At 58.2% G+C, this 20227-nt stretch carries 14 protein-coding genes and 1 tRNA gene; 9 read left to right on the top strand and 6 right to left on the bottom strand.

Translation table 11 applies throughout. The annotated features are described in order from the left end of the window. Nucleotides 1-28: 28 nt before the first annotated feature. Nucleotides 29-340, top strand: a complete 312-nt coding sequence (locus ABJH13_RS06410; RefSeq protein WP_348405390.1) for a hypothetical protein — start codon at nucleotides 29-31, stop codon at nucleotides 338-340. A 108-nt stretch (nucleotides 341-448) separates the two neighbouring features. On the opposite strand, the gene ABJH13_RS06405 is transcribed toward ABJH13_RS06410, so the two are convergent. From ABJH13_RS06405 to ABJH13_RS06380, 6 genes are all read right to left on the bottom strand, one after another. Then, nucleotides 449-523, bottom strand: a tRNA-Gly gene (locus ABJH13_RS06405). 88 nt (nucleotides 524-611) lie between these two features. Then, nucleotides 612-1451 carry a cobalamin B12-binding domain-containing protein gene (locus ABJH13_RS06400; RefSeq protein WP_348405389.1) on the bottom strand — a complete coding sequence of 280 codons (840 nt, stop codon included), beginning with the start codon at nucleotides 1449-1451 and terminating at the stop codon, nucleotides 612-614. Between the two features lie 141 nt (nucleotides 1452-1592). Further along, nucleotides 1593-5033 (bottom strand): pyruvate carboxylase, encoded by a 3441-nt coding sequence (locus ABJH13_RS06395; protein WP_348405467.1) that lies wholly within the window; start codon nucleotides 5031-5033, stop codon nucleotides 1593-1595. A 141-nt stretch (nucleotides 5034-5174) separates the two neighbouring features. After that, nucleotides 5175-6314, bottom strand: a complete 1140-nt coding sequence (locus ABJH13_RS06390) for an alpha-hydroxy acid oxidase (RefSeq protein WP_348405466.1) — start codon at nucleotides 6312-6314, stop codon at nucleotides 5175-5177. Nucleotides 6315-6694: 380 nt separating this feature from the next. Further along, nucleotides 6695-7969, bottom strand: a complete 1275-nt coding sequence (gene rhaI / locus ABJH13_RS06385; RefSeq protein WP_348405388.1) for an L-rhamnose catabolism isomerase — start codon at nucleotides 7967-7969, stop codon at nucleotides 6695-6697. Nucleotides 7970-7980: 11 nt separating this feature from the next. Beyond that, a complete protein-coding gene (locus ABJH13_RS06380; RefSeq protein WP_348405387.1) occupies nucleotides 7981-10083 on the bottom strand; it encodes a bifunctional rhamnulose-1-phosphate aldolase/short-chain dehydrogenase in 2103 nt (700 codons plus the stop codon). Between the two features lie 185 nt (nucleotides 10084-10268). Between ABJH13_RS06380 and ABJH13_RS06375 the strand changes: the two genes are divergently transcribed. The 8 genes from ABJH13_RS06375 (at nucleotide 10269) to ABJH13_RS06340 (ending at nucleotide 20186) form a co-directional block, all read left to right on the top strand. Further along, a complete protein-coding gene (locus ABJH13_RS06375; protein ID WP_348405386.1) occupies nucleotides 10269-11081 on the top strand; it encodes a DeoR/GlpR family DNA-binding transcription regulator in 813 nt (270 codons plus the stop codon). 25 nt (nucleotides 11082-11106) lie between these two features. Then, complete coding sequence (rhaS, locus tag ABJH13_RS06370) at nucleotides 11107-12099, top strand: rhamnose ABC transporter substrate-binding protein (protein ID WP_348405385.1); 993 nt, start codon at nucleotides 11107-11109, stop codon at nucleotides 12097-12099. A 73-nt stretch (nucleotides 12100-12172) separates the two neighbouring features. Further along, nucleotides 12173-13717: a sugar ABC transporter ATP-binding protein gene (locus tag ABJH13_RS06365; protein WP_348405384.1), complete on the top strand. Its 1545-nt coding sequence runs from the start codon at nucleotides 12173-12175 to the stop codon at nucleotides 13715-13717. Then, complete coding sequence (locus ABJH13_RS06360) at nucleotides 13714-14706, top strand: ABC transporter permease (protein ID WP_348405383.1); 993 nt, start codon at nucleotides 13714-13716, stop codon at nucleotides 14704-14706. Before ABJH13_RS06365 ends, ABJH13_RS06360 begins: the two co-directional genes overlap by 4 nt. After that, the gene (locus ABJH13_RS06355) at nucleotides 14703-15707 is read left to right on the top strand and encodes an ABC transporter permease (protein WP_348405382.1); all 1005 of its coding nucleotides are present in this window, start codon (nucleotides 14703-14705) and stop codon (nucleotides 15705-15707) included. Before ABJH13_RS06360 ends, ABJH13_RS06355 begins: the two co-directional genes overlap by 4 nt. Then, nucleotides 15704-16021 (top strand): L-rhamnose mutarotase, encoded by a 318-nt coding sequence (rhaM, locus tag ABJH13_RS06350; RefSeq protein ID WP_348405381.1) that lies wholly within the window; start codon nucleotides 15704-15706, stop codon nucleotides 16019-16021. The genes ABJH13_RS06355 and rhaM overlap by 4 nt, the downstream gene beginning before the upstream one ends. Further along, complete coding sequence (locus ABJH13_RS06345; protein ID WP_348405380.1) at nucleotides 16018-17391, top strand: FGGY-family carbohydrate kinase; 1374 nt, start codon at nucleotides 16018-16020, stop codon at nucleotides 17389-17391. Before rhaM ends, ABJH13_RS06345 begins: the two co-directional genes overlap by 4 nt. Nucleotides 17392-17756: 365 nt before the next feature. Continuing rightward, the gene (locus ABJH13_RS06340; protein ID WP_348405379.1) at nucleotides 17757-20186 is read left to right on the top strand and encodes a UvrD-helicase domain-containing protein; all 2430 of its coding nucleotides are present in this window, start codon (nucleotides 17757-17759) and stop codon (nucleotides 20184-20186) included. Nucleotides 20187-20227 lie beyond the last annotated feature (41 nt).

Genomic DNA, 20227 nt, shown 5'->3' with positions numbered 1-20227 from the left:
GCGACATGGTGGGGCCTGCTTGTGTGCGATGCTGGTATTTGCATCGCCCTTGGCCGCGGACCAAAAGACCTACGCGGGCGAGGAAGCCGCGGCCTTGCGGTGTGCCAACACGCTGGCTTTCACAGCGATTGCGTTGGAACAATCGGGCGGTATTGGCCCGTTGGAAAGAGACGTCATGCTGGACATCACCGTGGGCATTTTGGCCGGGCATGTCACCGGAACCTGGCGGCAGAAAAAAGCAGCCCTGCGGGTGGTGCGGGATAGGCGCGATCCGCTTGAAACCGTTGAGGATTTTCAGCGGTTCGCCTACCAGTGCTTGGTGCAGTTCCCGGTCAACTAAGGCGCCTTGCGGGATATTGATATCGTGCATCCATCGCGGGGGCCCATAAACGACGAAAGGCCACCCAAAGGTGACCTCTATCGTAACTAACTGGGTTTGTTAGTTAATTGGAGCGGGCGAGGCGATTCGAACGCCCGACCCTAACCTTGGCAAGGTTATGCTCTACCCCTGAGCTACGCCCGCTTCCTTGTGACAGGCGAATACTCATTGCAGCCGTGCGCCGCAAGAGAGAAAATGCACCAAATGCAGTTTTTTATTTTTGGCGCCGATTTCAGCCGGTGGTCGCAGGCGTTGCGACCTGCGACCAAAGCTGCTGCAACGTGTCTCGTGCGCCTTTGACATCGCTGGCAACGCCATCAAGACCCAAGGCCTTAATCACATTCGAACCCTCATGGGTAATTTGGCCGCTGAGGAAAATACGCAGGTCGGGGCGGCTGATACGCAGGGCGATCACCAGCTGAGCCAGTGCGGGCGCCGAATGCAAGCCGCCCGCCGACAACCCAACGATACGGCACGGGCTGGCTGTGATCTCTGCAAGCAGCGCATCATGGGGGCGCCCCGTCTTTACATCCACGCGCCAGCCTTCTTTGCGAAACAGGTCCGCGGCCATCAGAACGCCCAACGTGTGAATTTCGCCCGGCACGGCCGCGAACACCGCCGATTTCACTTCGACAGGGCGGTGGGGGACGAAAAGATGGCTGTATTCGCGGATGATCGCGTAAATGCGGCTGCTTGCGATGGTGACTTCGTGGAATGTCACATGGTCTGTGGTCCACCATGTGCCAAGCAAGGTCGCGGCCTCGGCGAGGTAATTCAGGTATATGGCGTCCAGGTCTGCGCCATCGTCGCGGATGTTGTGGATAAATGCCGCCCCCTCGGTGGGGTCATCGGAAATGAGCGCATAACAGAGCGCTTTGACCTTGCGGTCGCTGGGGTGATTGATGGGCGCGGGGGGCGTGCCGTGTTCGGCGATGACCCGTTGCAACACCTCGTGCACGATGTCGGTGATCGTTTCGGGCGGCAAACGTTCTTTGAGGTGCAACACCTCTGATTGCATCTGTTTGTATCGCGTGGCCCTGTCGTGTTGGCGCAATCGGTCGGAGTAGCGCATAGTTCCCCCCCCGGGTTGGCTTGTTCCGTCATGTCGGTGCTAAGCCGCAACACCAAGCGTAGACCACACGCTTCACGTGTGTCAACGAAACTTGACAGTGCCCTGTTCCCGGAGGGGGTGGGAACAGGGGCGAGGCGCGAATTATTCCAGTTCGATCAGCAGATCCTTGGCGTCGATCTGGCCGCCAGGAGTGACATGCACGGCCTTGATTGTTGCATCGCGGTCGGCGTGAATACCCGTTTCCATTTTCATGGCTTCGATGGTCAACAGCAGATCGCCCTCTTTGACCGGTTTGCCCACCTGTGCGGCCACCGATGCGACAACGCCCGGCATTGGCGCGCCGATATGTGCGGGGTTGCCTGCTTCGGCTTTGGGCCGCTGGGCGGTGCTGGATTTCACCAACCGGTCGGGCACGCGGATCACGCGCGGCTGGCCGTTTAGCTCAAAGAACACGCGCACTTCGCCGTCTTCGGTGGTCTCGCCGACGGCCTGCAGCCGGATCTCGAGCGTCTTGCCGGGGTCAATCTCGGCGCTGATTTCTTCGCCCGGCTCCATGCCATAGAAGAATGTTTTGGTCGGCAAACAACGCACCGGGCCGTAGGTACGGTGGCGGCCCATGTAATCCAGAAACACCTTAGGATACATCAGATACCCACTGAGGTCTTCGTCATCGACCTCGCGGCCTTCCATTGCGTCAGACACCTCTGTGCGCAAGGCCTCCAGATCTGCGGGGGGCAGATGTTTGCCGGGGCGTTCGGTGTTGGGGCTTTCATCCTTGAGCACCTTGGTCAGGATGCCACCGGGGAACCCCCCCGGAGGTTGGCCCAAGTTGCCGCGCATCATGTCGACCACAGAATCGGGGAAGGCCACGTCGGTTTTGGGGTCTTCGACATCGGCGCGGGTCAGGCCTTGGCTGACCATCATCAACGCCATGTCGCCCACTACCTTGGATGACGGTGTCACCTTGACGATATCGCCGAACATCTGGTTCACATCCGCATAGGTCTGCGCCACCTCGTGCCAGCGTTCTTCAAGCCCCAATGACGCGGCCTGCGCCTTGAGATTGGTGAACTGCCCGCCGGGCATTTCGTGCAGATAGACCTCTGACGAAGGCGCCTGCATGCCGGTTTCAAAGGCGGCGTAGTGGTTGCGCACCTCTTCCCAATAATCGGAAATTTCGCGCACGGCTTTCATATCAAGCCCGGTGTCGCGGTCGGTGTGTTTCAACGCCTCAACGACCGACCCAAGCGTCGCTTGCGACGTGTTGCCCGACAGCGCATCCATGGCGCAATCGACAGCATCGACGCCAGCCTCGGACGCGGCGAGGATCGTGGCGCAGGCCACACCGGCGGTGTCGTGGGTGTGGAAGTGGATGGGCAGCCCCACCTCAGATTTCAGCGTGCGCACCAGCTGGCGGGCGGCGGCGGGTTTCAGCAACCCGGCCATGTCTTTCAGACCCAGAACATGCGCCCCGGCGGCCTTTAGGTCTTTGCCCATCTCAACGTAGTATTTCAGGTTGTATTTGGCGCGGTCGGGGTCGTTGATGTCGCCGGTATAGCAGATGGTACCTTCGCATACTTTGTCGGCCTCAATCACCGCATCCATGGCCACGCGCATGTTTTCGACCCAGTTCAGGCTGTCAAACACCCGGAACACATCAACGCCGGTATTGGCCGCGACACGCACGAATTCTTGCACCACATTGTCGGGGTAGTTGGTGTAGCCGACACCGTTTGACGCGCGCAGCAACATCTGTGTCATCACGTTGGGCATGGCCGCGCGCAGGTCGCGCAGGCGCTGCCACGGGCATTCCTGCAAGAACCGGTAGGCCACGTCAAATGTGGCGCCGCCCCAACATTCCATACTGAACAGTTGCGGCAGATTGGCGGCATAGGTGGGCGCCACGCGGATCATATCGATCGACCGCATCCGCGTCGCCAGCAGTGACTGGTGGCCGTCGCGCATGGTGGTGTCGGTGATCAACAACTGGCGTTGCTGCCCCATCCAATCGGCCACGGCCTGCGGGCCTTTTTGCTCCAACAGGTTGCGTGTGCCCATCATCGGCTCGGCGCGCAACAAAGGCGCACGCGGGTCGCGCACTTGGGCGCCGGGGCGGGGGTGATCCTTGGTTTCAGGGTGCCCGTTCACGGTCACATCCGCGATATAGGTCAACACCTTGGTGCCGCGGTCACGGCGCCGGCGGAACTGGAACAGGTCAGGCGTCTCGTCGATGAATTTGGTGTGATAGGTGTTGTCTAGAAAGGTCGGATGCTTGAGCAGGTTTTCGACAAAGGCGATGTTGGTGCTGACCCCGCGAATACGGAATTCGCGCAACGCACGGTCCATCCGGGCAATCGCCGCGTCTGGTGTTTGCGCCTTGGCCGTGACCTTGACCAACAAGCTGTCGTAGAAGCGCGTGATCACCCCGCCTGAATAGGCAGTGCCGCCGTCGAGACGGATGCCCATGCCGGTGGCTTCGCGAAAGGCGGTGATGCGGCCATAATCCGGGATAAAGTTGTTCTGCGGGTCTTCGGTGGTGATCCGGGTTTGCAACGCATGGCCGGTCAGCTGCACGTCGTCTTGGGACGGTTTGCCCGTGGCCTCGGCGATGGTTTTGCCCTCGGCGATCAGGATCTGCGACTGTACGATGTCAATGCCGGTCACCTCTTCGGTGACGGTGTGTTCGACCTGAACGCGCGGATTGACCTCGATGAAATAGAATTTGTCGGTGTCCATATCCATCAGGAATTCGACGGTACCGGCGCATTCGTAATTGACATGTTTGCAAATTTTATAGCCGAGTTTGCAAACTTCTGCGCGCTGTGCGTCCGTTAAATATGGGGCGGGTGCGCGTTCCACGACCTTTTGGTTGCGGCGTTGCACCGAACAATCGCGTTCAAACAGGTGGTACATCTCGCCGTGGGTGTCGCCAAGGATCTGCACCTCGACGTGGCGGGCGCGTAGAATCATCTTTTCCAGATAACCTTCGCCGTTGCCAAATGCGGCTTCGGCCTCGCGCCGGCCTTCCAGCACCTTTTCTTCTAATTCGCTTTCGGCTTGGATCGGGCGCATACCACGCCCGCCGCCGCCCCAAGACGCCTTGAGCATCAAAGGATAGCCAACCGCCTTGGCCTCGGCTTTGATCGCCTTCATGTCATCGCCCAAGACTTCGGTCGCAGGGATGACCGGCACGCCTGCCTCCATCGCCACCCTGCGGGCGCTGGCCTTGTCGCCAAGGGCGCGCATGGTTTCGGCCTTGGGGCCGATGAACGTAATGCCGTTTTGCGCACATGCATCTACGAAATCAGGGTTTTCTGACAGCAACCCATATCCGGGGTGGATGGCATCCGCACCGGATGCTTTTGCCACGCGGATCATCTCGTCTATCGCCAAATAGGCTGCGACTGGCCCAAGGCCCTCGCCGATACGGTAGGCTTCGTCCGCCTTGAACCGGTGCAGACCAAGCTTGTCTTCTTCGGCATAAACGGCGACTGTTTTCTTGCCCATTTCATTGGCCGCACGCATGATACGGATAGCAATTTCACCCCGGTTTGCGATTAGGATTTTGCGGAATTCGGTCATCATGTGGCCTCTTTCAAGTTGGGCAGGTGCGTTTCTTTAAGAAGATTTAACGGATCCGTAAACGCATAGAACTGGGTCGAAATGGGTTAGATTTGCCGCAACGCAGCATTTTGAACCCGAAATGTAAAGGTCTCGAGTGTGTTAACGCAATGTTATTGGGGGGGGCAAATCGGCCAGTTTACGTGCACCTACCTGCCCCATGTTGGCGGCCAAGTCCTTGTCGAGTAAGTCAATTAGGTGGTCTGGCCCGGCGGCCCCCAACGCCGCAAGCGCATAATGAAATGCACGACCCAACATGACGTAATCGGCCCCTGACGCCAGCGCGCGCAGGATATCGAGCCCCCCTTCAACACCGGAATCAAAGATAACCGGCAGGGTCGTGGCCGCCCGAACATCCTTCAACGCATCGATGGCGGCGGGCGCGCCGTCAAACTGACGTCCTGCGTGGTTTGACACCCACAGCCCATCGACGCCAATGGTTTCCAAACGCGGCGCGTCTTGGCCGCGCAACACCCCCTTGACGACAAACGGGCCATCCCAGGCATCGCGCAACCACGCGACATAGTCCCAATCTGGCGAGGTGCGCAGCAGGTACCCCACATGCGCGGTTGACGACAGCGCGGTGTCTGTCGTGGCCGCGTATTTGTCGAGCGTGCGCATATGCGGAAGACCGCGCCGTGCCATCCCCAATGCCCATGCGGGCCGCATAGCCACCTGCGCCATCAGCCGGGGGGTCAGGCGGGGCGGCATCGTCAACCCCGACCGGGTTTGACGTTCACGGCGCGAGGCCACAGGCACATCAACCGTAAGGACAAGTGTCGAAAACCCGGCGTCTTTTGCGCGGGCCAACATGTCGGTGCGAATGGACGTGTCGCGTGGCGGGTACATCTGAAACCACGCGTCCGAGCCCAGATGTGGCGCGAGATCTTCGGGCGATTGGGTTGCAACCGTCGATAGGCCGTAGGGTATGCCCGCGCGCGCCGCGCTGCGCGCTAGGATGCCTTCGGCGTCGGGCCACATCAGCCCCGACATGCCCACGGGCGCAATGCCATAGGGACGCGGCACCGGTTTGCCAAACAGCGTCGTCCCCAGATCAGGGGTGAATTCGCCGTGCAAAATCGACGGGAGGAACCCGATTTCATCAAGGCGGGTTCTGTTGCGCGCCTGCGTGCTTTCGGTGCCGGTGGCGCTGTCGAGGTAGTCCCAGACAAACTTCGGCAGCCGCTGTTTTGCTTTGTGGCGTAGGTCAGTGAGGGCGGGATAACGGGTGTGCAGGGTCATATTTGCGTTGTTGGCGCAGATCGGTTGGGTTGTCCATGCGCACCCGATGAGGCGATAGGGCATTTGACAGGATGCTTGTCGTTGATCTTTGGTTCAATTGGGTTCGAAAACCTAAGAAAACAGACGATTTACGTTGCGCAATTCTGTCCCAGACCAAAGAATATGCGTATTTAGGCGTCTTTTGGGTGTGTGGTTGGGCGCCGGATCAGACGTATCAGCCCGGTCTTGTGCGCTTTGCATCGTCGCGATCAATCTCTAACATCGATGAACATATCGGATCCGCCGCGACACAACAGACCAATAGATGTTTTTCACCAGTAGACGCCCCAACCGAACCCTCGATAGGCGCGCACAAGCTGTCTGAAATGTGCCCGGCCGCCTTAGACGATACCGCCACCTGCGCCGTTGACGGCGGGCCGTTGTTCACTGACTTTAGCGCGGTAGCCTGATGCACGGTAGGCCGCGACGGGGTCGATCGCACCCCCGGTTTCGAACCGCGCCATGGCAAGGACCGGTTCGACATCTGTGCGGAACCCGTGCTTTAGGGTGGTCGTCGCCATCAGCGCGTCGTTGGCGTCTTGGAACCCGGCCAATGCGGTGCGATCCACCAATAAAGCCTGTGCATAGGCGCGCTGCACTTCGGTCGCCGACACCATCAGGCTTTCAATAGGGTCGGTTACGTTATGGCTTTGGTCAAGCATATGCATTGGTTTGAAATCGGGGTGCGCTTCGGCCTCGACCAATTCGTTGAACACAAGAAATAGCCGGTAGGGATCGATGCTGCCGGTGTCCAAATCGTCGTCACCGTATTTACTATCATTGAAATGGAACCCGCCAAGTTTGCCGAATTGCGTCAGCCGCGCGACGATCATTTCGATGTTCACATTGGGGGCGTGATGGCCAAGATCCACAAGGCATTTGGCCTTGTCGCCCATCTGTTGCGCGATCAACAGGTTGGTGCCCCAGTCTTGAACGACCGTAGAATAGAAAGCGGGTTCATACATCTTGTGTTCGGTCAGCAGCGTCCAATCGTCTGGCAACGCGCCGTAGACCTGTTTGGCCGCGTCCAAGTAACGTTCAAACTGGCGGGTGAAATGGGTCTGACCGGGGAAGTTCGACCCGTCACCGACCCAGATGGTGAGCGCTTTGGACCCGATTTGCGCGCCCAGTTCGATGCAGGCAATGTTGTGGTCCACGGCCTGCTGTCGCGTCGCGGCGTCAACATGCGCCAGTGATCCAAACTTATAGCTGTGCGCCTGATCGGGTTGATCTTGGAACGTATTGGAGTTCATCGCATCGAAAGCCAGCCCAACTTCCTCGGCTTTGCTATTCAAATCGGCAGCAGGCTGCGCGTCCCACGGGATGTGCAACGACACGGATGGCGTGGCACGGGTGAGCTGATGGATCAAACCGCAGTCGTCCAGTTTGTCAAAGATATCGCGCGGCTCGCCCGCTCCGGGGAAACGCGCAAACCGTGTGCCACCAGTGCCAACGCCCCAGCTGGGCACGGCCACGCCGTATTTCACCACCTTCTCCTTGATCGCAGCAATGTCGATGCCGCGGCGGTTCAGGTGCTCGCCAAGCGCGTCGTAGTCGGCCTGCAATTTGGTCACGACTGCTGCGTTTGACTTTGATATGATATCTGATTGGATCATGTGCCCGCCCCTTACCGTGTGAACGCTTGAACGTTGCCTGCGTCCACGTTGATAATGTTTCCGGTGGATTTCGCCGACAGGTCGGATGCAAAGAAATAGGCGGCCTCGGCGATGTCTTCGGGCAAGACGGATCGCTTCAGCATTGAGCGGTCGCGATACATCGCTTCAAGCCCATCCTTGTCGGTGCCATAGGTGTCCGCACGCTGGTCGAGCCATTCGCCCTGCCAGATTTTGCTCCCTTTGAGGACGGCGTCAGGGTTCACCACGTTGACCCGCACGCCCATTGGCGCGCCCTCCAACGCCAGGCAACGGGCAAGGTGGATTTCGGAAGCTTTCGCCGTGCAATAGGCCGATGCATTGGGGGATGCCGCCAACCCGTTCTTGGAGGCCACAAAGACAACCGTGCCGCCCATGTCCTGCACCTTGAACAGTTTGAACGCTTCTCGGCTGACAAGGAAATACCCCGTCGACAAGATCGCCATGTTCTTGTTCCACAAATCCAGTGTCGTGTCCTCTATTGGGGCAGAACTCGCGATCCCCGCGTTGGACACCAAAACATCGACGCCGCCAAATTCCGCTGCGATATCGCTGTATGCAGACGCCACCGCGTCCTCACTGGTGACGTTCATGTTGACCGTGCGCACGACGTCCGCGGAATAGCGCGCACCCAGCTCGGCTGATGTTTCGGCCAACGCCGCCGCGTCGATATCGGCCAGCATCACGCAAGCACCTTCACGCAGGTACCGGTCTGCGGTGGCCGCCCCAATGCCGCCCGCTCCACCGGTGACAAGGGCCACGCGGCCCGCCATTGACTTGGGCGCAGGCATGCGTTGCAGCTTGGCCTCTTCGAGAAGCCAATATTCGATGTCGAAGGCTTCTTGTTCCGGCAGGCCCTGATATTCGGACACCGCATCGGCCCCGCGCATCACATTGATCGCGTTGACGTAGAATTCGCCGGATATCCGCGCGGTGGCTTTGTCTTTGGCAAAGGTGATCATGCCAACGCCGGGGATCAGATAGACGACTGCATTTAGGTCCCGGATGGCCGGGCTATCGTCGCGTTTGCAACGGTCGTAATAGGCTTGGTACCCCGCGCGATACTGCGCCACTGCATCCGCCAACCCCGCAAGGGTCGCATCGACATCAGGTTTGGCAGGGTCGAAATCAACCACAAGCGGGCAGATCTTTGTGCGCAGGAAATGGTCAGGGCAAGACGTGCCAAGCGCGGCGAGCCGTTCCATATCTTTGGCGTTTACAAATTCCAAAACGGCATGGCTGTCGGTGAAATGGCCGACCATATGTTGCTGGCCCGATACCATGCCGCGAATGGCGGGCATCAGGCGGGCGGCCGTCGCACGCCGCGCAGCAGTCTCAAGGCTTTTGTGAACCGGGCCACCAAATGCGGGCTGTCCGTCGGTCTTTTTGGCGAACCAATCCATCGCTTTTTGAATGACCTCAAGCGTCAGATCATAGCAGTCTTGCGCGTCATCCGCCCAGGTGAATAACCCGTGACTTTCCAACACAACCCCTTTGGCATCAGGGTTTTTCGCGCAGAAATCTGACAGCCAAAGCCCCAGTTCGTACCCCGGCTTCTTCCACGGAAGCCACCCGATGTTGTCGCCAAAAATCTCTTGCGTTAGCGCTTTGCTGTCTTTGGCTGCTGCAATCGCGATGATCGCGTCAGGGTGCATATGATCGACGTGTTTGGCAGGCACATAGGCGTGTAATGGCGTGTCGATGGAGGCTGCGCGCGGGTTCAGGTTGAATGTGCAATGGGGCAAATAGGCGACCATCTCGTCTTCGAAATCAACGCCGCGATATTTGCCCCGCAACGCATTTAACTTGTCCATATAGAGCGTCGAAAACCCGTCCATCTTGATCGAGCCCACATCCCCCCCGGACCCTTTTACCCACAAGACCTCAACTGTGTCGCCACTCAACGGGTCAACTTCCATCACCTTTGCAGATGTATTGCCGCCCCCGTAGTTCGTGATTCTTTTGTCTGACCCCAACAGGTTCGAGCGATATAGTAACTTTTCCGACTCGCTCATCTTTGCGGAAAGATTGGTATCCCATTTATTTTCAAGATGTTGCGAGCTTTTGGAAAGGGTCATCTGTGTCTCCGTAGACGGCGGGTTATGTCTTTTCATTCCAGACCAAGGTGACGGGCTGCTATGTACAAGTCAATCAAATTCAATCACAAACAATCATGCTGCGATGCAGAATGATTGATATTGATAAAAAATGATTGACAGTGAACAGCGACTCAATCCAACCTGAGCCAATCGAAAGGAAGCCAATGCACGAGAAAGACAGACATCGCGTTATCCTATCCGCCGTCCAAGACCGCGCGTTGGTCACGGTTGCGGACCTATGCGCGTTGACCGGCGCGTCCGAGGCGACGCTACGACGCGACATCAACACATTGGATGGCCAAAAACGTCTACGCCGCGTGCGCGGTGGGGCCGAAGCGCTCTCTGCAACGCCATTTGTGGGACTGTCGGGGCGCCCGTTCTCGGTGAACGAGACCATGAATATCGCCGAGAAACAGGCGATTGCCGCCGCTGCGGTGGACCTGTGCCAAGACGGCGAACCGATCATTATCAATGGTGGTACCACGACGTTCCAGATGGTGCATCCGTTGGCGTCGCACCGGATGCAGGTTTTCACCAACTCGTTCCCCATTGCGGAACATCTGCTTAAAAACACGACCAATACGGTCATGCTGTCTGGCGGCATTATCTACCGCGAACAGAACATAATCCTGTCGCCTTTTGACAATGACGTGACGCGTAATTTTTACGCCAAGCGGATGTTCATGGGGGCTGCTGGCATCGGCCCGCTGGGCTTGATGGAGCAAGACCCACTGTTGGTTCAGGCAGAACAAAAGCTCATTGGTCAGGCGGAGGAATTGATCGTTCTGGTGGACAGCTCCAAATTTGCCAACCGTGCTAGTCTGGTGCTTTGCCCGCTTGCCCGGATCGACACAATCATCACCGACGACAGGCTCGATGATCGCACAGCGGCCATGTTGGAGGCGGCAGATGTGACATTAATCGTGGTGCCTTCGGGCGCTGCGCACAAAGAGGGGGTGGCGACGTTGCCAGCCTGAACGAAACCACTCCAGGGAGGAAACCATGAGTGCATTTAAGAAACTAGCAACATCTGTTGCATTGGCGGGCGCTGTGCTGAGCACACCCGCTTTTGCAGACGACGTGCGCATCGCCGTTGTCGTTAAAGCGCTGGGCATCGGCTTCTTTGAAGCAGCCGCAGAGGGTGCTGAAGAAGCCGCAGCTGAGCTTGGCGACGTTGAGATCATCTATACAGGTCCGACCGATACCACCGCCGAGGGGCAGATCGAGGTGATCAATGCGCTGATCGCCCAACAGGTGGATGCCATTGCGATTTCTGCCAATGACACCGACGCTTTGGTTCCTGCTTTGCAGCGCGCCATGCAGCGGGGCATCACTGTCATCAGCTGGGATTCCGGCGTCGCCCCTGAGGGGCGCCAGATGCACCTCAACCCGTCGTCCAACCCGTTGATCGGGAATATGATCATCAAACTGGCCGCAGACCACCTGCCAGAGGGGGGCGAAGTGGCCTTGTTGTCGGCGACGACCACATCAACAAACCAGAACATCTGGATTGATGAGATGATGGCCGTCACGGGGGCGTATCCCGGCATTGAAGTCGTTGCGACTGTCTATGGTGACGATCTGGCGGACAAATCCTACCGCGAGGCCACGGGCCTGATGCAGACCTATCCCGATCTGGATGCGATCATTGCCCCGACATCCGTCGGGATCGTGGCCGCAGCGCAAGCTGTTGTTGATGCAGGAAAAGTCGGTGAGGTGAATGTGACGGGCCTTGGCCTGCCGTCCGAGATGGCCGGTGCTATCGAATCCGGTGCGTCCCAGTCCTTTGCGATCTGGAACCCGATTGATCTGGGGTATTCGGCGACAATGCTGGCCTATGAGTTGAGCCAAAACGGCATCGAAGCCGCCCCCGGTGCGGACATCCCGATGGGTCGTATGGGCAGCCTGACGCTGGACGAAAACAACGAAGGCGCGATGGCCGATCCGTTTGTTTATGATGCCAGCAACATCGACCAGTTCAAGTCGGTCTTCTAAACACAATTCCCTGACTGGCTCGGCGCGCTGCGGTGCGTCGGGCCGGACACCCCCGTTCCAAATGAGGCTCCGAATGACGAGGCACAGCGCGCCCAATTCTCCGCTCATGTCTCCGGTTGTTTCCATGGATATGATCACCAAGACCTTCCCCGGAGTGAAGGCATTGGATGCGGTGAAGCTCGACCTCTACCCCGGACAGGTCACCGCGCTTGTGGGTGAGAACGGTGCGGGAAAATCCACCACCGTCAAGATCCTTACCGGGATCTACTTTCCCGATGGCGGCACGATCCGCATCGACAGCGCCCCCGTAACATTTTCCAACCCCAACGATGCTGCAGCCGAAGGCATTACGGCGATCCATCAGGAAACCGTTCTGTTTGATGAACTATCGGTTGCTGAAAACATCTATATCGGTCACGCGCCGCGCACGCGGTTTGGCCTGATCGACAGGGCTGAGATGCACCGCAACGCGTCCACCCTTTTGAACGAAATCGGCGCGCCGTTCGGCTCTCACACCCAATTGCGCGAACTTGGCATCGCCAACAAACACCTTGTCGCCATCGCGCGTGCTTTGTCCGTTGATGCCCGCGTGGTGATCATGGACGAACCAACCGCGGCTCTGTCTCATAAAGAAATCGAAGAGCTGTACGACCTGGTCGAGACTTTGAAATCCCAAGGCAAGGCGATCTTGTTCATCAGCCACAAGTTTGACGAGATATTCCGTATTGCCGACCGCTACACCGTCTTTCGTGACGGTGCGTTTGTGGGGGATGGTCTGATCGCCGATATTGACGAAGATGCGTTGGTCAAATTGATGGTCGGGCGTTCGGTCGATCAGATTTTCCCGCCGCGCGCCCACGACGTTGGTGAAGACGTGCTCCAGGTCGTCGGCTACGACCACCCCACCGAATTTGCCGAAATCGGCTTCACCCTCAAACGCGGCGAAATCTTGGGCTTTTACGGGCTCGTGGGTGCTGGACGTTCCGAATTCATGCAAGCGCTCTTTGGCATCACCAAACCGAGCAAAGGCGTCACTAAAATCAACGGTGATATCCGCATCATCCGTTCGCCCGCTGATGCCGTGAACAACGGTATCGTCTATGTGCCCGAAGACCGTGGCAAACAAGGTGCGATCATCGGGTTGCCGATCTTTCAAAATATCACCCTGCCGTCGATAGGCCGCACGTCCCGGCGCGGTTTTCTGAGGCTGGCCGAAGAATTCAAACTGGCCCGCGAATACGCCGAGCGGTTGGATTTGCGCGCTGCGTCCTTGGATCAAGACGTGGGCAGTCTGTCGGGAGGGAACCAGCAAAAGGTCGTTATCGCCAAATGGCTGGCTACACAGCCGCAGGTGATTATCCTTGATGAGCCCACCAAAGGTATCGACATCGGGTCGAAGGCCGCGGTGCATGAATTCATGGCAGAGCTCGCGGCGCAGGGCCTGGCTGTGATCATGGTGAGCTCGGAAATCCCTGAAATCATCGGAATGTCGGATCGTGTGATCGTCATGCGGGACGGGCGGATCGCCGCAGAACTGACGGGCGATGACCTCTCCCCCGAAACGCTTGTTCGGCACGCCGCAGGCATCACCACAACGCCCGAGAGTGCCCTCGTATGACCCGTCTTGTTCCTGTCCGTGAAACCATCCTTGCCGCCGCCATTCTGGTGTTGGTCATTCTAATCTCTTCCCGGTTTGCGGGCTTTGTCGCGCCTTCAAATCTGGCCAATGTGTTCAACGACACAGCGCCCCTGATTATCCTCGCTTTGGGTCAGATGGTTGTGATCCTGACGCGCTGTATTGATCTGTCGGTGGCGGCCAATCTGGCGCTGACGGGTATGGTCTTGGCAATGTTGAACGTCGCAATGCCCGGCTTGCCGATCCCTGTGATCCTTGTCATCGCCATTACGATGGGTGCGGTCATGGGCGCGGTCAACGGCATTCTGGTTTGGAAACTGGCAATCCCGCCGATTGTGGTTACCCTTGGCACAATGACCATTTTCCGCGGTGTTATCTTTTTGATTTCAGACGGTAAATGGGTGAACTCGCATGAAATGTCGCCTGCCTTTACGGGCTTCCCACGCACCGCAATATTGGGCCTGCCGGTTCTGTCATGGATGGCTGTCGCCTGTGTTGTAGGCTTTGCGATCATGATGTCGCGCACGCCTTTGGGGAGGGCGATTTTTGCGGTGGGCGGCAACCCACACGCCGCAGTTTACACAGGTATCAATGTCGGAAAAACGCAGTTTCTGGCCTTTGTGATTTCCGGCGCATTGGCAGGGTTAACCGGCTATCTGTGGGTGTCGCGTTTTGCTGTGGCCTATGTCGATATCGCCGGCGGGTTCGAGCTTGAGGTGGTCGCCGCCTGCGTCATCGGTGGCATTTCGATTGCTGGGGGTGTCGGGTCGGTTGGCGGCGCTGTGTTGGGCGCGATCTTCCTCGGTGTGGTGAAAAACGCATTGCCCGTCGTGAATATCTCGCCGTTCTGGCAACTGGCCATTTCGGGCAGCGCGATCCTGATGGCCGTCGCCTTCAACGCGCGCGCAGGGCGTACCAAGGGCCGGATCATCCTCAAGCCAGCGGCAACCCGATTGGGTGGCACATCATGACCGACACCAGCCCCCAAACCCGTCATGTGCCGGATCGTCTCAATAGCCGCGCCTATCGCACGTTCCGCAGCTGGGAAGCACTGTTGCTTGCTGTGGCCGTCGCGATCTTCATCATCAACTGCTTTGCCTCGCCCTATTTCCTGAGCGCCTGGAACCTAAGCGACGCAACCTTCAATTTCACCGAAAAAGCGATGATCGCATTCGCCATGGCGTTGCTCATTATCTCGGGTGAGATTGACCTTTCTGTGGCGTCGATTATCGCGCTTGCCAGCACTGCGATGGGTCTTGCACTACAATACGGCGCAGGCACACCAGAACTGGTGGTGATCGGGCTAACGGTTGGCTTGCTGTGCGGTGCCTTCAACGCGGTCTTTGTGACGATCCTTGGCCTGCCATCCATCGTGGTCACCATCGGCACCATGAGCCTGTTTCGCGGTATCAGCTTTATCATCCTTGGCGATGACGCCTTTCGCGGTTATCCGGCCAGTTTTTCGTGGTTTGGCCAAGGCTACATCTACTGGGTGTTCACGGTCGAAATGCTGCTGTTCGTGATCATCGCGATCATCTACGGCGTCCTGTTGCACAAAACCAACTTTGGTCGTGCCGTCTATGCGATTGGTAACAATCCAACGGGTGCGCTGTTCAGCGGCATCCGGGTGCGGCGGGTGAGGTTCATTCTGTTTTTGCTCACAGGTCTGATGTCGGGGGTCGCGGCAATTTGCCTGACCTCACGCCTTGGATCAACCCGCCCCAGCATCGCCACAGGGATGGAACTTGAGGTGGTCACGATGGTCGTGCTTGGCGGCGCCAATATTCTTGGCGGTTCCGGGTCGATCCCTGGTGTGGTGATCGCGGCGTTCGTCATGGGGCTTGTCACTTTCGGGCTTGGCCTGCTGAACGTGCCCGGTATTGTTATGTCGATCTTCATCGGCTTGCTGTTGATCGGGGTCATCGCTCTGCCGCGTCTGTGGGCCATGTTCGCCGCGCGGAGAGCGAAATGACCGAACGCTACGTTTTTCGCATGCGTCTGAACCCCGGCATGAAGGCCGAATATACCCGTCGCCATGATGCGATTTGGCCCGAGCTGGTTGAACTGCTGCACGCGGCAGGTATCCGTGATTATTCCATTCATTTCGACCCCGAAACCAACCTTTTGATCGGCGTGCTAACGCGGCCTGCTGATCACAAGATGGATGACCTGCCCAATCATCCTGTCATGCAGAAATGGTGGGCCCACATGGCTGACATCATGGAAACGGGGCCAGACAATGCGCCTGTGGTGGTGCCGCTGACCCGCGTGTTTCACCTGCCATGAGCAGGCCGCGTCACATCGCCGTCATTGATATTGGCAAAACCAACGTCAAACTGGCGCTTGTCGATTTGCCAAACCGCGCTGAAATTGCTGTTTTGACCCGCCCGAACATCGTGCAAACGGACGGCCCATGGCCGCACTTTGATGTCGACGGCCACTGGGCGTTCCTTCTTGACGCACTCCGCCAGTTTCACAAAGAGCAAGGCGTTGATGCAATTTCTGTCACCACACACGGGGCTTGTGCGGCATTGCTGACCCGCGATGGGCAGCTCGCTGCGCCCATCCTCGATTACGAACACACATATGCCGCACAGATGGTCGAGGACTACGCGGCCCTCAAACCCGATTTCGCAGCGACGGGTTCACCTACTTTGCCGGGGGGGCTGAACGTCGGCGCGCAACTGCATTGGCAGTTCGCTCAAGACCCGACCCTGCGCGCGCGCACCGCGCAGATCGTGACCTATCCGCAATACTGGGGCCATCGCCTGACCGGTGTGGCCGCGATAGATGTGACCTCAATCGGGTGCCATACGGATTTGTGGGTGCCGCGTGACGGGCGGTTTTCTGGTTTGCCTGCGCAACTTGGTATCGCCGGTAAATTCGCGCCGGTCCGCAAACCGACCGACATTTTGGGAACGATATTACCCGATATTGCCCGCCGCACCGGTCTACGAGCGGATACGCAGGTCAGTGTTGGCATCCACGATTCCAATGCGTCTTTATATCCCCATCTGCTCATGCAGGATGGGGCGTTCTCGGTGGTTTCAACGGGCACATGGGTCGTCGCCATGTCAGTGGGCGGGGCAGACGTCGTGCTTGATCCGCAACGCGACACTTTGATGAATGTCGATGCGCGCGGCGCCCCCGTTCCCAGCGCGCGCTTTATGGGGGGGCGCGAATATGAGATCATTCAGCAAGGCCAAACGACACCCCCAACTGGGGATAATGTCGCAAACGTTCTGGATGCTGCCACCCTCCTTTTGCCCGCCGTCGCGCCGCAAACAGGCCCGTTCGCCGGACAGAACATGCGTTGGGCACCGACAGAACCCGCGGTTGGCAGTGGCGCGAGGTCTGCGGCATTGTCGTTCTATCTCGCCTTGATGACGGATACCTGCCTTAGGCTTACTGGCGCGCAAGGGCCGACGATTGTTGAGGGACCATTTGCGCGCAACATCGAATTTACCGCGATGCTTGCAGCATCAACGGGACGAGAGGTCCTGACCAGTGCAGCCGCAACAGGCACCAGCATCGGCGCTGCCTTGCTTTTCGAGGGGCAGGCGAACCTAACGCGCCCCGTCCCCGCGACATCCGTCTACGAACGGACAAAACTGCGCCGATATGCGGATCTTTGGCGCGCTGAGACGACCGTTTGATTGACTGTATACACACCGACTGGCGCCTTACGATTGCCGTGATACGTATCTTAGAGATGCGGGGGGGTCAGTTTGGTTTCAGATCCCCGCTCCGAGCGGCATCATTTGGCCCAATAGCATTGCCGTGCCCCATCCCCGTTCGGGACACAACAGATCGACGGGAACAGGCGCCTGTTGCATCTGACCTGTAAATCAGCCCTAGTTTTGGGGATAAAGCGCCAGATCGACGGCGTGCGCCGCACCACCAAAGTGGGGAATTGGGTCCGTTGTGGTCGTAGTCGCCAAATTCGCCTGAGGTTCAATACGCGCGGAACATTGTGCGAACCTGTCTTTATCTTGCGCGGCGACAGGTGTAGAGTGTCCGTATGAGCAGCTTTGATGAAATGGACGCCTTTGAGGGGGCCTCACTGTCGGCGCGGGCGATGGCCGCGCGGCCGCAACCCTATCTGGACGGGTTGAACCCGGCGCAACGTGCCGCCGTCGAACAGATGGACGGCCCGGTGTTGATGTTGGCCGGGGCAGGTACTGGCAAAACGCGGGCGCTGACGGCGCGCATCGTGCATTTGCTGAATACTGGGCGCGCGCGACCTAACGAGGTTTTGGCGGTGACTTTCACCAACAAAGCGGCCCGAGAAATGAAAAACCGCGTTGGGTCGTTGTTGGGCCAGCAGATCGAAGGCATGCCATGGTTGGGCACGTTTCATGCGATCTGTGTGAAATTGTTGCGCCGCCACGCGGAATTGGTCGGGCTAAAGTCAAATTTCACGATTTTGGACACAGACGACCAACTGCGGTTGCTCAAACAACTTGTTTCGGCCGAAGGTATCGATGACAAGCGTTGGCCCGCGCGGCAACTTGCCGGCATTATCGACGGTTGGAAAAACCGCGCGCTGACCCCTGATAAACTGCCCGCGGCGGATGCGGGCGCGTATAACGGCCGCGGTCCGGCGCTTTATGCGCAGTATCAGACCCGTTTGCGAGAGCTGAACGCGGCTGATTTTGGCGATTTGTTGCTGCATGTGGTCAGCATTTTCCAAACACACCCGGATGTGTTGGCGCAATATCAACGGTGGTTTCGCTATATTCTGGTCGACGAATATCAAGATACCAACGTGGCGCAGTATTTGTGGCTGCGGCTTTTGGCGAGCGGGCACAAAAACATCTGCTGCGTGGGGGATGACGACCAGTCGATCTATGGGTGGCGCGGGGCCGAAGTGGGCAATATCTTGCGGTTCGAAAAGGATTTTCCGGGCGCGCATGTGGTGCGGTTGGAGCAAAACTACCGGTCCACCCCGCATATCCTCGCGGCGGCCTCTAAGGTGATTGAAGGCAACGAAGGACGGTTGGGCAAGACTCTGTTCACCGACCTGACCGAGGGTGAAAAGGTCCGGTTGATCGGTCATTGGGACGGCGAAGAAGAGGCCCGGTGGATCGGTGAAGAGGTTGAGGCTGCACAACGTGGGACGCGTGGCTTGGCGCCCTATAATCTTGATAAAATGGCGATTTTGGTGCGCGCATCGCATCAAATGCGGGCGTTCGAAGACCGGTTTCTGACCATCGGTTTGCCCTACCGCGTGATCGGCGGCCCGCGATTTTATGAACGGTTAGAGATCCGCGATGCCATGGCGTATTTTCGCGTTGTGATCAGCCCCGACGATGATCTGGCGTTTGAGCGGATCGTGAATACGCCCAAGCGTGGTTTGGGGAATAAGGCCCAACAGACCATTCAAGTCACTGCGCGGGCCAATGGTGTGTCGCTTGTGGAAGGTGCGCGGCTTGCGGTGGGTCAGGGGTTGATCAAGGGCAAGGGCGGCAATGAGCTGCGCCGGTTGGTCGACAACATCACCCGTTGGCAAGGCAATCTACGCGGCCCCCGCATTCATGCGGCGGCGCGCGATGACGTGATTGATGACGAGCAAACCTTGTTGCAACCCGAATACGGGCCCCCGCCGATTAGTCACATCGAATTGGCCGAGGTCATTCTTGACGAAAGCGGCTACACCACCCACTGGCAGAACGAAAAAACACCCGAGGCTCCGGGGCGGTTGGAGAACCTCAAAGAGCTTGTTAAGGCGTTGGAAAATTTTGAGAACCTTCAAGGTTTCCTCGAGCATGTCAGCCTGATTATGGACAATGAAACCGATGATGGGGGCGAAAAGGTCTCTATTATGACGCTGCATGCGGCCAAGGGTCTGGAGTTCCCGATGGTGTTTTTGCCGGGCTGGGAAGACGGGTTATTTCCCTCGCAGCGGTCGATGGACGAAAGCGGGATGAAGGGGCTCGAAGAGGAACGCAGGCTGGCCTATGTGGGGATCACCCGCGCCGAGGAAATTTGCACCATTTCATTTGCGGCCAACCGGCGGGTGTTTGGGCAATGGCAGTCGTCGATGCCATCGCGGTTTATCGACGAGCTGCCTGCCGAGCATGTGGATGTGTTAACGCCGCCCGGCCTTTATGGCGGTGGATATGGGGCGGCGGCGCCAAGTTCGGGCCTGCATGATGCCGCGGCAGAGGCAAATGTGTACAATTCGCCGGGCTGGCGGCGGCTGCAAGACCGCAGTCAGAAACGCCCTGTGAGCCAACCACGAGAGAACAAGCCCACCGTGATCGACATGAATGCGGTGTCTAGTTTCACGGTCGGCGAGCGGGTGTTCCACCAGAAATTCGGATATGGTGCTATTGCGGGCGTTGAGGGCGATAAGCTAGAGATCGATTTCGAAAAGGCGGGTACCAAAAAGGTGGTCGGGAAATTCGTGACGGGGGCGGATGCGTCTTCGGATGATGTCCCTTTTTAATGGACGGTTGGGCAGCGTAGCGACATGCCCCGACGTTTATA

The sequence above is a fragment of the Roseobacter sp. genome (assembly GCF_039970775.1).
Taxonomy (GTDB): Bacteria; Pseudomonadota; Alphaproteobacteria; order Rhodobacterales; family Rhodobacteraceae; genus Roseobacter.
Note: the sequence above shows the minus strand (reverse complement) of the source record. Positions and strands in the feature narration are given on the sequence as shown.